Origin of the sequence: Nocardia sp. NBC_01327, assembly GCF_035958815.1 — a bacterium.
Taxonomy (GTDB): Bacteria; Actinomycetota; Actinomycetes; order Mycobacteriales; family Mycobacteriaceae; genus Nocardia.
This window is the reverse complement of the sequence record NZ_CP108383.1, coordinates 545875-561354: the sequence shown is the minus strand read 5'-3', so window position 1 is coordinate 561354 and position 15480 is coordinate 545875. Positions and strand designations below refer to the sequence as shown.

The 15480-nt window shown below is 67.6% G+C and carries 9 protein-coding genes; 5 read left to right on the top strand and 4 right to left on the bottom strand.

Annotation, left to right across the window (positions count from 1 at the left end):
• Positions 1-9: 9 nt before the first annotated feature.
• Together OG326_RS02440 and OG326_RS02435 are read left to right on the top strand one after the other, a co-directional pair.
• A complete protein-coding gene (locus OG326_RS02440; RefSeq protein WP_327142997.1) occupies positions 10-627 on the top strand; it encodes a histidine phosphatase family protein in 618 nt (205 codons plus the stop codon).
• A 111-nt stretch (positions 628-738) separates the two neighbouring features.
• The gene (locus OG326_RS02435) at positions 739-1059 is read left to right on the top strand and encodes a hypothetical protein (protein WP_327142996.1); all 321 of its coding nucleotides are present in this window, start codon (positions 739-741) and stop codon (positions 1057-1059) included.
• 122 nt (positions 1060-1181) lie between these two features.
• On the opposite strand, the gene OG326_RS02430 is transcribed toward OG326_RS02435, so the two are convergent.
• Positions 1182-2078 carry a cutinase family protein gene (locus OG326_RS02430; protein ID WP_327142995.1) on the bottom strand — a complete coding sequence of 299 codons (897 nt, stop codon included), beginning with the start codon at positions 2076-2078 and terminating at the stop codon, positions 1182-1184.
• Positions 2079-2344: 266 nt separating this feature from the next.
• Between OG326_RS02430 and OG326_RS02425 the strand changes: the two genes are divergently transcribed.
• Entirely contained in the window at positions 2345-3955 is a 1611-nt protein-coding gene (locus tag OG326_RS02425; RefSeq protein ID WP_327142994.1) for a glycoside hydrolase family 5 protein, read from the top strand.
• A gap of 141 nt (positions 3956-4096) precedes the next feature.
• On the opposite strand, the gene OG326_RS02420 is transcribed toward OG326_RS02425, so the two are convergent.
• Together OG326_RS02420 and gltB are read right to left on the bottom strand one after the other, a co-directional pair.
• Positions 4097-5566 carry a glutamate synthase subunit beta gene (locus OG326_RS02420; RefSeq protein ID WP_327142993.1) on the bottom strand — a complete coding sequence of 490 codons (1470 nt, stop codon included), beginning with the start codon at positions 5564-5566 and terminating at the stop codon, positions 4097-4099.
• Positions 5567-5625: 59 nt separating this feature from the next.
• Complete coding sequence (gene gltB, locus OG326_RS02415) at positions 5626-10299, bottom strand: glutamate synthase large subunit (RefSeq protein ID WP_327142992.1); 4674 nt, start codon at positions 10297-10299, stop codon at positions 5626-5628.
• 849 nt (positions 10300-11148) lie between these two features.
• Here gltB and OG326_RS02410 point away from each other — a divergent pair.
• Complete coding sequence (locus OG326_RS02410; RefSeq protein WP_327142991.1) at positions 11149-12966, top strand: DUF4407 domain-containing protein; 1818 nt, start codon at positions 11149-11151, stop codon at positions 12964-12966.
• 206 nt (positions 12967-13172) lie between these two features.
• Here OG326_RS02410 and OG326_RS02405 read toward each other — a convergent pair whose 3' ends face one another.
• Positions 13173-14771 (bottom strand): MFS transporter, encoded by a 1599-nt coding sequence (locus OG326_RS02405; RefSeq protein WP_327142990.1) that lies wholly within the window; start codon positions 14769-14771, stop codon positions 13173-13175.
• A 79-nt stretch (positions 14772-14850) separates the two neighbouring features.
• Between OG326_RS02405 and OG326_RS02400 the strand changes: the two genes are divergently transcribed.
• Positions 14851-15462, top strand: a complete 612-nt coding sequence (locus tag OG326_RS02400; RefSeq protein ID WP_327142989.1) for a TetR/AcrR family transcriptional regulator — start codon at positions 14851-14853, stop codon at positions 15460-15462.
• Positions 15463-15480 lie beyond the last annotated feature (18 nt).

The window sequence follows — 15480 nt, the reverse complement described above, 5'->3', positions numbered from 1 at the left end:
GTGGAAGAGGTGCAGTTGATCCTCGTCCGCCATGCTCAGCCCGCCCGCGTCCAGGGGGTCTCGGGCCCAGCCGACCCCGATCTCACCGCCATCGGGGCCGAACAGGCGGCCCGGGTTCCGGCCGCGCTCGCGCAGCACCGGATCGCGCGGGTGGTCAGCAGTCCGCAGCTACGCGCCCGCGAAACCGCCCGGCCCACCGCCGAGAAGCTCGGCCTGGATATCGCGGTCCTGGACGGTCTCGCCGAGTACGACCGTGATCTTCCCGCGTATATCCCGATCGAGGACGCCCAGCGCGATTTCAAGGACGTCTACGACCGCATCAAGGCCGGTTACCTGCCCGACCAGATCGACGGGCCCGCCTTCACCGCACGGGTCCTCGACAGTGTCGCGAGCATTGCGGCCACTGCCGACCCGGCCGACACCGTGGTGGTCTTCGCCCACGGCGGCGTGATAAACGTGCTGCTCCAGGACGTTTTGGGGCTCGAGCGCCCGCTGACCTTCCCGATCGACTACTGCTCGATCACGCGGATCCTGTACTCCCGCACCGGCCGCCGCACGGCCGCCACGGTGAACGAGAACGCACACGTGTGGGATCTGCTGCCGCGCAATCGCGCGGGCCGGGACTGAACGGTCGCACAGACGACTCCCAGAGTCGTCGCATCGGGCTCCCAGAGCCGCGGACTTGTATAGGGGACACGGGTCGCGGATAGCGACTCGGTTTCTGCGAAAGGATTTCCGATGCCTACTTCCATGAGCTCGACCGCCCCCCGCAAGCGTCGCCTGGGAATGCGCCTCGCCGCCGCCGGCGCCTTGGCCGTCGTGCCGCTCGCGCTCTTCGCTCTCCCCGCCACCGCCTCCGCGGCGACCCCGGACTCCTCGCCCGTCGTCGCCCAGCAGGTCGATCAGGACTGGCAGGGCCACGGTGGCGATCGCGACCACCGTCACGACCACGATCACGATGGCAACTGGCAGGGTGGGAACCCGGGTAACTGGCAGGGTGGCGGCGACCAGAACCAGCCGCCGGTCTGGACCCCGCCGAGCACCGGCTCCTTCGGCTAACCCGCCCGGCGATATGCGTGAACTCAGTGCCGGGGCCTGAATTGCGCAGTACTGCACACCTATTCAGCGACGAAAGGCCGCCCCCGTCGGGAGCGGCCTTTCCATCCTGCTGAGAGCAGCGGTTACGCGGCGTTGGCAATCCAGTTGTGCATCCAGGTGATGGCGGTCTGACCGCCGCCGACCTGGTACGAGCCGTAACTGGTGTGCTCGCCGGTCTTGAAGAACTGCTCGAACTGCGCGGCCCGCTCTTCGTTCGCGCCCATGCTGAGCTGTGACTGCAATACCGGGATGCCGCCCTGTGCCATCAGATCGTTGATGATCGAGCCGATCTCGAGCTGATAGCGCCAGATGTTCGCGGGATTCGGATCAGAGGTCTGCGCCAGGAATCCGGCGAAGCGGCTGATGAAGTCCGTCGGCTCGGTGGCGCAGTACAGATCGCCGACCGCGCACACGGTACGCACCCGATCCGAGACGAAGCCGAAGCCGCCGACCCGGGCGCCGCCCGCACCGGCGCCGGGCGCGATCGGGCCGACCTGGGCATCGGTCGCGGAACGACGCGGATCGGAGATCAGTGCGACGGCCGCGATGCGGTCCGGCGGCACCACGCCGAGGCCGGAGCCGATCTCGGCGGCCAGATCACCCGCGGCGTCGGCGCCCTGGCTGTAGCCGGCGATGGAGATCTTGGTCCCCGGGCAACGCTGGCCCATGGCCTGGACCAGGCCGCGGGCATTGTCGGTCGCTTCCTTCTTGGAGGCGCCGTACACATCGCCTTCCCAGGGGAACGCGGTGGCGGCATAGGTCACATAGTCGACCTCGCCGGGTAGCCCGTTGGTAACCCCGGCCAGCATGCCGGGCTGGGGAGTCTTGTCGTGGCCGGTTTCCCAGGTACCCGGAATGGCTACCGTGTACATGACCGGGCATCCCGGATCGGCCGTAACAGGCCCGCTGCCGAGCACGATTCCCGACATGAGCACACTCGCTGCTGCGCCCGCAGCCGCGACAATTCTTTTCAACCGCATACTGCTCCAGTTCACGCCTGCCCGAGACGGCCGTCCCGATTCCCGTTCATGGTGTCTGCGCTGGATGACGATCGAGTGCACTGGGGGTTAACCGAAGTAACCGCCCCGTATGAGATGTGCAAAACAGACCGCTCGACAGAGATCAGCGACACAACGCCGTCAACAATAAAGGGACGATTCCGGAAGCGCTACGCGGCGATCACAACTTGTCCGATTTCAGTTTCCGCGCGCGGATTCGCGGCGGGCTGCTAGCGTCTCCTGGTCAAATGACCAGAACATATTTCACATTGCGCCGCCGAGTACTGATCACCCTCGCCACCTTGGCAATTCCGCTCGCCGGCAGCACACCCGTCGTCCATGCCACCCCGCTCACCGATACCACCGCAGACCAGGTACAACGTCCGCTACACGCGGTCATGGGACAGGGCGCCCGCATCGCCGATGACACCGGTCGCACCGTGCTGCTGCGCGGCGTCAATGTCAACAGTGCCGGGCAGTACTACCAGGAATGGCCCGACCTGCCCGCCACCACCACACTGACCGAAGACGACTTCCTCCGTATCGCGGCACTCGGCTCGAATGTGGTGCGTCTCATAATCAGCTGGTCCGCACTCGAACCCACTCGTGGCCATATCGATCAGAACTATCTCGATCGCATCGCCCAGGCCGTCGCCTGGGCGCGGGCACACGACATCTACGTCCTGCTCGATATGCACCAGGACGCCTGGGGTGTCGCGGTGAACACGCCCGACGGCGTCTACTGCCCGCCCTTCACCCAGCCCGGCGTCGGCTGGGACGGCGCGCCCGCATGGGCGACCGCCCTGGTCGGCACGAGCGCCACCTGCCGGGTGAGCAAACGCGAACTCTCGGCGGCGGTGCAGGCCTCGTTCGCGAACTTCTACCTCGACGTCAACGGCGTCCAGACCGAACTGGTGAATACCTGGGCGGCGGTGGCGGCACGCTTCGCGAACGATCCGGCCATCGCCGGCTACGACCTGCTCAATGAACCGAATCCGGGCCTGATTCCGGGTCTCGACGATTACGTGCTGCTCGGCAATTTCTATCGCCGGGCCATGGCCGCCATCCGTTCCGGCGAGCAGTCCGCGCCGGGCGGGTTCCGGCACATCGCCTTCTTCGAACCGTCGGTCATCACCGGATCGCTGCCTGTCCCCGGGCCGCTGCCGCTGTTCACCAGCGCTTCGGGGTCTGCCTCCGGATCGGCGTCGGGATCGGCCTCCGGGTCCGCCTCGGGGTCTGCCTCCGGATCGGCGGGCGAGGACGATATGGTCTACGCCCCGCACCAGTACAACGAATCCATCAGCCCGCTACCCGGCTCTCTCGCTTCGGGTTTCGCCGATACCGCGACCGCGGCGAGCGGCTACGGGACCACCTTCTTCAATGGCGAATGGGGATTCTGGGACACCGATCCCGCCGTCATCGCGGACAAGACCCGCCGCTACGCCGCCCTCGAGGACAGCCACCTGGTCGGCGGCACCTATTGGCAGTGGCGTCAGGCCTGCGGCGATCCGCACAATATCCAGACCCGCGGCACCCGTCCCACCTGCACCGCGCCGGACACCGGCCTGGATCACGACCCCGCCACCGCGGCTGTCATCGCCCGCTCCTACCCCCGTGCCGCACCGGGGCAGCTGACCGCCCTGACCTCCGATATCCCCTCCGGCGCAATGACTCTCACCGGCACCGCGGACCGCGCCGGCGCATCGGCCGACCTCTGGATCCCCGAACGCTGCGCCGCCCCGGCCCTCACCGGCGCCAACATCACCCAGACCGCCCGCCGGCAAGTCACCGGCGGTTGGCGAATCACAGCCGCCACCAACACCACCGGCGACTACCGCCTCGCCATCGCCTGCGGCTGAACAGCTTCCGTCATCCCGGCACGACCTCTCGTCATCCCGCACGACTTCCCGCCACGCCGGCACGACCTCCCGTCGAGCACGAACAGCAAAGCGCCCGTGGAGCGTAAGCTCCACGGGCGCTTCTGGTCTCGGCTCAGCGGGTCAGCGCTGCGCCACATCCGTCGGGCGGATGGGGGACGGCAGTGCGGTGTCGCCCTCGAGGAACTTGTCCACCGCGGACGCGCAGGAGCGGCCCTCGGCGATGGCCCACACGATGAGCGACTGGCCGCGGCCCATATCGCCGGCGGCGAAGACGCCGGGGACGGTGGTGGCCCAGCCGTTGTCGCGCTTGACGTTTCCGCGCTGGTCGTAACCGACGCCCAGGCCCTCGAGCAGGCCGTTCTTCTGCGGTCCGACAAAGCCCATGGCCAGCAGCACCAGATCGGCCTCGAGGGTGAAGTCGGTGCCCTCGACCTTCTCGAAGCGGCCGTTCACCATGGAGACCTCGTGGGCCTGCAGACCGGTCAGCTTGCCGTCGGCGCCGACAAAACGCTCGGTATTGACGGAGAACACGCGCTCGCCGCCCTCCTCGTGCGCCGAGGCCACCCGGTACATGAGCGGGTAGGTCGGCCACGGGGTGGAGCCGGCGCGCTCCTCCGGCGGACGGGGCATGATCTCGAACTGGTGCACCGATGCGGCGCCCTGCCGGTGCGAGGTGCCGAGGCAGTCCGCGCCGGTGTCACCGCCACCGATGATGATGACCTTCTTGCCGCGGGCATTGATGCGCGGCAGGCCTTCCTCATCGGCGACCGGATCGCCCAGCTGGACGCGGTTGGCCAGCGGCAGGAACTCCATCGCCTGATGGATGCCGTCCAGGTCACGACCCGGAACCGGCAGGTCGCGGGCGATGGTCGCGCCACCGGCGAGCACAACGGCGTCATAACGCTCACGCAGCTGATCGGCGGTGATGTCCACGCCCACGTTCACACCGGTCTTGAAGATGGTGCCTTCGGCTTCCATCTGCGCGAGCCGGCGATCGATGAAGCGCTTCTCCATCTTGAATTCCGGAATGCCGTAGCGCAGCAGGCCGCCGATGCGGTCGTCGCGCTCGAACACGGTCACGGTGTGGCCGGCCCGGGTCAGCTGCTGGGCGGCGGCCAGACCGGCGGGACCGGAACCGACGACGGCGATCTTCTTGCCGGTCAGGCGGGTCGGGTACACCGGGGTGACCCAGCCCTCGTCGAAACCGTTCTCGATGATCTCGACCTCGACCTGCTTGATCGTCACCGGATCCTGGTTGATGCCCAGGACGCAGGACGACTCGCACGGTGCGGGGCACAGGCGGCCGGTGAACTCCGGGAAGTTGTTCGTGGCGTGCAGCCGCTCGAACGATTCCTTCCAGGCGCCCTTGTAGACCAGGTCGTTCCATTCGGGAATCAGGTTCCCGAGCGGACAACCGTTGTGGCAGAAGGGGATACCGCAATCCATACAGCGGCTGGCCTGCTTCTGGAGGGTCTCGTGGGAGAACTTCTCCTCGTAGACCTCTTTCCAGTCCATCAGGCGCAGCTCGACCGGACGGCGCTTCGGCAGTTCCCGACTCGTGTGCTTCAGGAATCCCTGTGCGTCACCCATTTACGACTCCGATTTTCGCGCCGAGTTCGGCGCATCCGACAACTCCAGCGTGGATCGTGTCAGCCACGAGCGGCCTCCATGATCGCCGCGCTGACGTCCCGGCCGTCTTTTTCAGCTTCCGAGATGGCCAGCAGGACCTTCTTGTAATCGCGCGGCATCACCTTCACGAAGTGATTCACCTGCTGCGACCAGTCGATCAGGATGCGTTCCGCGACAGCCGAACCGGTCTCGTCGCGGTGCTGGGCGATGATGTCGCGCAGCGCCGCGGACTCGTCCGCCGTGAGTCCTTCCAGATCCACCATTTCGGTGTTCAGGTGCTTCTCGAAGGTGTTGTTCGGGTTGTAGATGTACGCGGTGCCGCCCGACATACCGGCGCCGAAGTTGCGGCCGGTCTCGCCGAGGATGACCACGCGGCCACCGGTCATGTACTCGCAGCCGTGATCGCCCACGCCCTCGACCACCGCGGTGGCGCCCGAGTTGCGCACGGCGAACCGCTCGCCCACGACACCGCGGATGAAGGCCTGGCCGCTGGTGGCGCCGAACAGGATCACGTTGCCCGCGATGATGTTCCGCTCCGCCACGAACTCGGCGGGCACGTCCAGGGACGGCCGCACGGTCAGGCGGCCACCCGAAAGACCCTTGCCGACATAGTCGTTGGCGTCGCCGACGACCCGCAGCGTGATGCCGGCGGGCACGAACGCACCGAACGAGTTACCGGCGGAACCGGTGAACGTGATGTCGATGGTGTTGTCGGGCAGGCCGACTCCGCCGTACAGCTTGGTCACCTCGTGGCCGAGCATGGTGCCGACGGTCCGGTTCACATTGGTGATCTTGGTGTCGAACTTGACCGGCTTACCGCGCTCCAGCGCATCCGCGGCCTGCGCGATGAGCTGGTTGTCCAGCGCCTTGTCCAGACCGTGGTCCTGGCCCTTGGTATTGCGGCGGTCCTGCTGCATGAACGCCGTCTCGACATCGTCGAGGATGGGCGACAGATCCAGCTTGGCGGCCTTCCAATGCTCCTTGGCCCGGGTGGTGTCGAGCAGATCGACGCGGCCGATGGCCTCGTCGAGAGTCCGCAGACCCAGCGACGCGAGCAGCTCGCGCACCTCTTCGGCGATGTAGTTCATGAAGTTCTCGACGAACTCCGGCTTACCGGTGAAACGCTCACGCAGCACGGGGTTCTGCGTCGCGACGCCGACCGGGCAGGTGTCGAGGTGGCATACGCGCATCATGATGCAGCCCGAGACCACCAGCGGCGCAGTCGCGAAACCGAACTCCTCCGCGCCGAGCAGCGCGGCGATCATGACGTCGCGGCCGGTCTTCATCTGACCGTCCACCTGCACCACGATGCGGTCGCGCAGACCGTTGAGCAGCAGCGTCTGCTGGGTTTCGGCCAGGCCGAGCTCCCAGGGACCACCGGCATGCTTCAGCGAGGTCAGCGGGGACGCACCGGTGCCGCCGTCGTGGCCCGAGATGAGCACCACATCGGCGTGCGCCTTGGACACACCCGCGGCGACGGTGCCGACGCCGGGCTCCGCGACAAGTTTCACGTGAATCCGCGCCTGCGGGTTCGCGTTCTTCAGGTCGTGGATCAGCTGCGCCAGATCCTCGATCGAGTAGATGTCGTGGTGCGGCGGCGGGGAGATCAGGCCCACGCCGGGCGTGGAGTGCCGGACCTCGGCGACCCACGGGTACACCTTGTGCGCGGGCAGCTGGCCGCCCTCGCCGGGCTTGGCCCCCTGCGCCATCTTGATCTGGATATCGGTGCAGTTGGTCAGGTAGTGCGCGGTCACACCGAAGCGACCCGAGGCCACCTGCTTGATCGCGGACCGGCGCCAGTCGCCGTTCTCCTCCGGCTCGAAGCGGGCCGGATGCTCGCCGCCCTCACCGGAATTGGAGCGACCGCCGAGGCGGTTCATGGCGACCGCGAGGGTCTCGTGCGCCTCCGAGGAGATGGAGCCGTAGCTCATCGCACCGGTCGAGAAGCGCTTCACGATCGCGGACACCGGCTCGACCTCGTCGATCGGAATCGGGTTGCGCGACTTGGACTTGAACTTGAACAGGCCGCGCAGCGACGCCAAACGCTCCGACTGATCGTCGACGAGCTTGGTGTACTCCTTGAAGACCTTGTACTGGCCCGAGCGCGTCGCGTGCTGCAGCTTGAACACCGTGTCCGGGTTGAACAGGTGGTACTCGCCCTCACGCCGCCACTGGTATTCGCCGCCGACCTCGAGCTCGCGGTGCGCGCGCTCATTGCGGTTCTCCAGGAACGCGATTCGGTGCCGTGCCGCGACCTCGCCGGCGATGCCGTCCAGGCCGATGCCGTCCAGCGGCGAGCGCAGACCGGTGAAGTACTCGTCCACCAGCTCCTGCGACAGGCCGACCACCTGGAACAGCTGCGCGCCGCGGTAGGAGGCGATGGTGGAGATGCCCATCTTGGACATCACCTTCAGCACACCCTTGCCGGCGGCCTTGTTGTAGTTGTAGACGGCCTTCTTGAAGTCGGCGCCGTGATCGCCGGTGCTGCCCGGCATGAGCAGCTGACCGCGCTCGAGCATGTCCTCGATGGACTCGAAGGCCATGTACGGGTTGATCGCCGCCGCGCCGAAGCCGATCAGCAGGGCCATGTGGTGCACCTCGCGGGCGTCACCGGCCTCCACGACCAGGCCGACCTGGGTGCGGGTGCGCTCCTGCACCAGGTGGTGATGCACGGCCGCGGTGAGCAGCAGCGACGGGATCGGCGCCAGCTTCTCGTTGGACTCGCGGTCGGACAGGATGATGATGCGCGCGCCGCCGTCGATGGCCGCGGACACCTGCATCTGCACTGCCGCAATGGCATTGCGCAGACCCTGGCCGCCCTCGGCGACCGGGTACAGGCCGTGCACCACGACCGAACGCAGGTCGGGACGCGAGCCGTCGTCATTGATGTGCACGAGCTTGGACAGCTCGTCATTGTCCAGAATCGGCTGGGTCAGCGTGATCTGACGACAGGACTGCTGCCCGGGATTCAGCAGATCGTCCTCGGGACCGATCATGCTGCGCAGCGAGGTGACGACCTCTTCGCGCAGGGCGTCCAGCGGCGGGTTGGTGACCTGCGCGAACAGCTGCGAGAAGTAGTCGAACAGCACCCGCGGCCGTGAGGACAGCACCGCGATCGGGGTGTCGGTGCCCATCGAGCCGAGCGCCTCACCACCGGTCTGCGCCATCGGCGAGATCAGCAGGTTCAGTTCCTCGGTGGAGTATCCGAAGATCTGCTGGCGGATCAGCACGCGGTCGTGCGACATGTGCTCGTGCGGGCGGTCCTGCAGGTCCGACAGCTTGGTCGGGCCGTTGTCCAGCCACTCCTGGTAGGGCGCCTCGGCGGCGAGCGTCGACTTGACCTCGTCATCGCTGATGATGCGACCCTGCTCGGTGTCCACCAGGAACATGCGGCCGGGCTGCAGCCGGGTCTTCTGGACCACGCGGGCCGGATCGATATCGAGCACGCCGACCTCGGAGGCCATGACGACCAGACCGTCGTCGGTGACCCAGATCCGGCCGGGGCGCAGACCGTTCCGGTCCAGCACCGCGCCGACGACCTTGCCGTCGGTAAAGCACACCGACGCCGGGCCGTCCCACGGCTCCATGAGGAACGAGTGGTAGCGGTAGAAGGCGCGCTGGGCCGGGTCCATGGACTCGTGCCGTTCCCACGCCTCGGGGATCATCATGAGCATGGCGTGCGGCAGACTGCGGCCGCCCAGGTGCAGCAGTTCCAGCACCTCGTCGAAGCGCGCGGTGTCGGACGCGCCGGGGGTGCAGACCGGGAAGATCTTCTCCAGGCGGTTGTTGCCCTCGCTGTCGGTGCCGAAGGAGTTCGACTTCAGCAGCGCCTCGCGGGCCCGCATCCAGTTCTCATTGCCGGAGACGGTATTGATCTCGCCGTTGTGGGCGACGCGCCGGAACGGGTGCGCCAGCGGCCACGACGGGAAGGTGTTGGTGGAGAAGCGGGAGTGCACGATGCCGAGTGCGGACTCGACCCGGTCGTCCTGCAGATCCAGGTAGAACGCCCGCAGCTGCGGGGTGGTGAACATGCCCTTGTAGACGAAGGTCTGGCCGGACAGGCTCGGGAAGTACACCGATTCCTTGCCGGTCGCGCCCTCGCCGGCGCCCGCGCTGCCGAGCTCGTGCTCGATGCGCTTGCGGACGACATAGGCGCGCCGCTCCAGGTCCATGCCCTCGAGCTGCTCGCTGCCGCCCTTGGGCGAGGCGATGAAGATCTGCCGGAAGGTCGGCATGGCGTCGCGGGACAGCGCGCCCAGCGACGACTCGTCGATCGGGACCTCGCGCCAGCCGAGGACCTCGAGGCCCTCTTCGCGCACGATCTTCTCGACGCGGTATCCGGCACGGGCGGCCTCGCGGCGGGCCTGCGGCAGGAAGGCGATACCGGTGGCGTAGGCGCCCTCGGCGGGAAGCTCGAAGTCGACCACAGCGCGGAAGAACTTGTCCGGAAGCTGGATCAGGATGCCCGCGCCGTCACCCGAATTGGGTTCGGCGCCGGCTGCACCTCGGTGCTCCAGGTTCAGCAGGGCGGTAATAGCCTTGTCGACGATGTCGCGGCTACGACGGCCGTGCATATCGACGACGAATGCGACGCCGCAGGCGTCGTGTTCATTCGCCGGGTCATAGAGCCCGCGGGGTCCGTATCCATAGCTGGCACCGCCAGTAGGGGACCTGTGGCCGGGAAGTTGCGTCATGCCTCTGCCTTCACAAAAAACAGGCCTTCGAAGAATTGCGGCCTTCGTCGAACGCCTCCGGTCGGACTGCGCCCGGACGTTTCGGAGACCAGCGGCGCTGATGGTCGTCCCGTGCAGTCAACTCTCCAGTTGTTCACCCGCTCCGAGTTCGTAGTGGGTGCTCGGCGGTAACCGAACGCTTACGTGTTAGCTACCTGCCGCGCCAATCTCGCCCACTACGCTGAGCACCGATCGGGTCTCTGGCTGTGTAGGGCGATATGCCGAACTTGTCGCATCCGGCGTAAGAGCAAACGATAAGTCAGGACTCGGGTCCAACCAACTTAGGTTGGACTAATACCAGCTTCTAGCTGGGCTTCTTCATCGATCCTCCACTACCTGCGCGTTGTCCAGTGTAAAGCAGGCATGCGCAGGTGTTTCAGTTGACTTGCCCACTGATCTCCGCGCGCGCGAGGGAAAGGGCTATCCGCCCCGGCGCAGCTCCGGAACGGCCTCCCACCTGCAATGAAAGAGGTTTCCCCACAGGGGCATCCGGCAAACCGGGCGTGGGGCGGCTAACTTCCCGGCGGTATGCGGTGAAAGTCGCGGCACTCCGGGCGACAAGCCATTGCAACGTTCCGACCGTACGGAATCTTTACAAACTGTGGGATTCAGCACTCGGTCAGCTAACTGTGAATATGCGATAAGTCACTAACTGGGGCGATATTCCGGCCGGCACCTGCGTGATCAAGACCACGTCGCACGCTGAAAACGCGCCGATGTGAGCCTGACCACATCCCCGCCGCCCCACTCGGTGGAACCGGCGCCCGCCTGTCACGCTGAGATAACACTGTGTCGAGGATGTGAGCTCTCATGACCGTTCTGCTCACTTGGCTCGGTGGCGCGCACGCGGGGGTCACCGAACGCCACGAGCGCACCGCCTATGCGGTGACCGGAGCCGTGGTGGCGCTGTTCGCCGTCACCTCGGCCATCGTGATCGCACTGGCCACCGGCGCCGCGCACTGGCCGCTGTTCGCGGTCGTCGTCATCGCCCTGATCGCAACCCTGTTGGTGGGGGCGGTCTCTCGCGCGCTGGCCACCTCCGCCACCCCGGGAAGAGCCGAAACACCGCGGGTACGAGCCGAATTCGCGGCGCGCATCGGTGTCGCCGCCGTGGTCGGCATCTTCGTCGCCGAAATGGCCTGCACCGTACTGTTCGGCGGCACCGTGAACCGGCTGCTCGACGAAACCGCCCGGCGCGGAGTGGAATCCGCGCCCGCCGTGGTCACCGCCCGCACCGATCTCGACCAGGCGCGCACCGACCGTGCCACCCTCGATCAGCAGATCACCAAGGCGCAGAACGACTACGACGTCGCCCTGGTGACCGCACGCTGCGAATACCGTCCGACACCGGACTGCCCGCAGACCCGGATCACCGGTGACCCGGGGCGCGGGCCCGAGGAGCGCACCGCCAATCAGGTGGCCGACGACGCGCACGCCCAGCTCACCGCGGCCCAGGCCAGGATCGGCGGGCTGGACGCCGCGATCACCGATAAGGACAAGGCGCTCGGCGTCGCGCGCACCGCCGCCTACACCGACGGCGATCGCGGGCTCGGCGCCCGGTGGGTCGCCATGAACGACTACACCACCGGCCATGCCGGGCCGCTGGCATTGCGCCTGGCCACCGCGCTGCTACTGGTGGTGCTGGCGCTGCTGCCACTGCTTTTGCGCTGGTGGCGCGGAGAGACCGCGTTCGATCGCGAGCTCGCCACCCGCACCGCCACCGACAGGGTGGAGCAGGCCGCCGCCACCGCCATCGCGCTCAAACAGGCCGAGACCCGGGTCGAGGCCGAGACGCTGCGGGCCGAACAGCAGCTCACCGCGGCCAAATTGGCGCTGCACGCCGATACCGCCATCGATCGGGAGCGGCAGCGCAAGCGCATCATCGCCTCCATCGGCGGCTTCGAGATCGGCATCACCGAACCGGCGCAACAGCGCGCCATCGACGAATTCGACCGTGCCGCACAGCATGAACTGCCGGCCGGTCACCGAAAGGACGGCTCCGTGTCCCAGGACGGCATCGTGACACCGAACCTGCCCGCCCACCTCGCACCGGGAACGCCGGTGCCGGTGGGCGCTGCGGGTGCGCTCGCACCGGCCGGCCCGGCCCCGCAGCCCGCCCCCGTGAACAAGGGTGGCGGACTGGAACTTCCGATCATCGGCACGGTGCCGTTCACCGATACCGCGGCCCGCTGGATCCGGCCGCTGGTGCCGTCGTTCGTGGCCAATGCCCTCGATACCGCCACGCATCCGCTGCGCACCGTGCGGCAGGCGTTCGAAGAGGCCGAGGAGATCACCTTCACGCTGCGGCGCACCCGCAAGGTGACCTCGAACTTCGAGGATTCCGCGCAGCAGCAGCAGATGTATGCCCAGCCGCAGTACGGCTACCAGCTGCCGCCGGGCGCGCAGCAGCAGTACGCCCACCATGTCGCCTCGAATGTCGTGGATCAGCCGTACCAGCAGCCGTATGCGCAGTACCCGAATTACGGTGCACTGCCGCCGGGCCAGGTCGTCGATCCGAGCTATCAGCTCCCTGCGGGCCAGCAGCAGCACGCCCTCCCCGGCCACCGCGCCCCGGAGCTCGAATACCGCGGCCCGCGCGAACTTCCGCCGGGCGCCGACAAGAAATAGGACTCCTTCGGCATCGTCGCCGAGACAGCTGTGGCCCGGCATGTTTCACGTTGAACACGGAAACATCCGGGCCACAGCCATATTCGCCGGGCCGCCAGCCTCACCGTCGGCCCTGCGCCCGTCATCCCGGCACGGTTCTGGCCGGGATCCACTGAGATCGGCTGAGGACCCCGGGGCGTGGATCCCGGCCAAAAGCGCGCCGGGAGTTACTGCGCCTGGCGCTTCTTGCTCGTCGCGGCCCGATAGGTGACGACCGCGGTCACCAGCAGGATCAGGGTCGTGCCGGTGGCGGCCAGGTGGATGCCGTCGACGAAGGCGGTGTGCGCCGAGTTCAGCAGTGACGTGGCCTCCGCCTCCGGCAGGCCGCGCGCGGTTTCGACCGCGCCGCCCAGGGATTCGCGCGCCGCCCCGGTGTGCGCGGCCGGGACCGTGGATTCATCCAGTCCGTGCCGGAAGGCCGCCATGACACCGCTGCCGAGCACCGCCACACCCAGGGCCACACCGGTTTCCAGTGCGGTCTCCGAGATGGCGGCCGCATTGCCGGCGCGTTCGACGGGCGCCGTGCTGACGATCATGTCGGACGACAGGGTCAGCGCCACACCGACTCCCAGGCCGATCAGCAGGAAGCCCACCATGAACGGCAGCACCGAGGCCGACGGATCGGCGCGCAGCAGCCAGAACAGCGAGGCGCCCACCGCGGCGGTGACCAGCGAACCGGCCAGCACACTCACCGGACGCCAGCGCTGCACCAGCCAGGCCGCGCCGAGCGAACCGGCCATGCTGCCGACGGTGCCGGGGATCAGCAGCAGACCCGCCTGCAAGGGCGCGCGGCCCAGTACCAGCTGGAGATACTGCGATCCGAAGAACAGCACACCGGCCAGCGCGAAGATCGACAGCAGATTGGCCAGCACGGCCGCCCGGAACGGCGGAATGCGGAACAGCGCCAGATCGATCAGCGGCGCAGCCAGCGAGCGCTGCCTGCGCACGAACAGCACACCCGCCAGCACACCGATACCCGCCGCGACGAGCTGATTCAGGCTCGGCCCGTGTGCCGCGAACTCCTTGACCGCGTAGACGATCGGAATCAGCGCCAGCATGGACAGTGCGGCGCTGGCCAGGTCGAACCGGCCCGGATTCGGGTCCCGCGACTCCGGCACCAGGAACGGCGCGAGCACCAGCAGCAATGCCATGACCGGCAGGTTCACCAGGAATACCGACCCCCACCAGAAGTGCTCGAGCAGCCAGCCGCCCAGCAGCGGGCCCATGGCCGCACCCGAACCCGCCATGGCGCCCCAGACCGAGATGGCGATGGTGCGCTGGCGGGCATCGGTGAACATGGACCGGATCAGGCCGAGCGTGGACGGCATCAGCGTCGCACCGGCCAGACCCTGCAGAACCCGTGCGGCAATGAGCATTTCGGGGTTCACCGCGAAGGCCGCGACCGCGGACGCGAGCCCGAAGGCGGCCGCGCCGATGAGCAGCAGTCGCCGCCGACCGATGCGGTCGCCGAGGGTGCCCATGGTGATCAGCAGACCGGCCAGCACGAACGAGTACACGTCGATGATCCACAGCAGCTGCGGAGTGGTGGGTGCGAGATCACTGCTGATGGCGGGGACCGCGAGATCGAGCACCGTCGCGTCCACCGAGACCAGCAGCAGCGCCAGCGCCAGGACACCGAGACCGGCCCAATCACGCAGCGTCGCGCGACCGGCCGAGTGCGGCGCGGGTGTGCCGGACGTGGGCGGGATATTGCCGGGGGCCGCCGCGGATCCGGGTCCGGACCGGGCGGGGATGTGGCTGGGCATGGGTACTTTCTCTTCCAGAGGGAAACCGTCTGGACGGTACAGTAACAGACTTACCGTCCAGACGGTACAGTTAATGGCTGTGACACCCTCTCGGACGACCACCCGCGATCCCGTCGGCACCCGCAATCGGATTCTCGACGCGCTCGAAACTCTCCTGCTGGACAAAGGCATGTCCCAGGTGACGCTGGAGAGCGTCGCCGCGGCCGCCGGCGTCTCCAAGGGCGGACTGCTCTACCACTTCAAGAGCAAGGACGCGCTGCTCGCCGGACTCGTGCGCCGACTCGGCGAGCGCGCCGATCAGCAATTGCGCCATGCCGTGGACGAGGGTCACTCCGTCGCCGAGTGGTATCTGCAGACCCCGCAGCCCGACAATGACGCCGATGCGCTGGACCTCGCGCTGCACCGGTCCATCCTGGCCACCATGCGCACGGTCGACGGCGCACACGGTCCCGCCGACGACGCGAACAGCGCCACCGCGGACGACGCTCCGGCGGAGGAGACCGATCGCGCGCTCGCGGAAATGATGGGCGCCTGGAAGGTCGCACTGGACAACGAGATCCACGATCCGGTGCACGCCGAGATCGTCCGCCTGGTCGGAGACGGCGTCTACCTGCGCGCACTGCTCGGTATGCAGCCCGTCGACCCGGAGCTGTACCGGCAGCTGGTCGCCCGCCTGCTCGCGAAAACATAGAGCGACCGGACGAGGCCC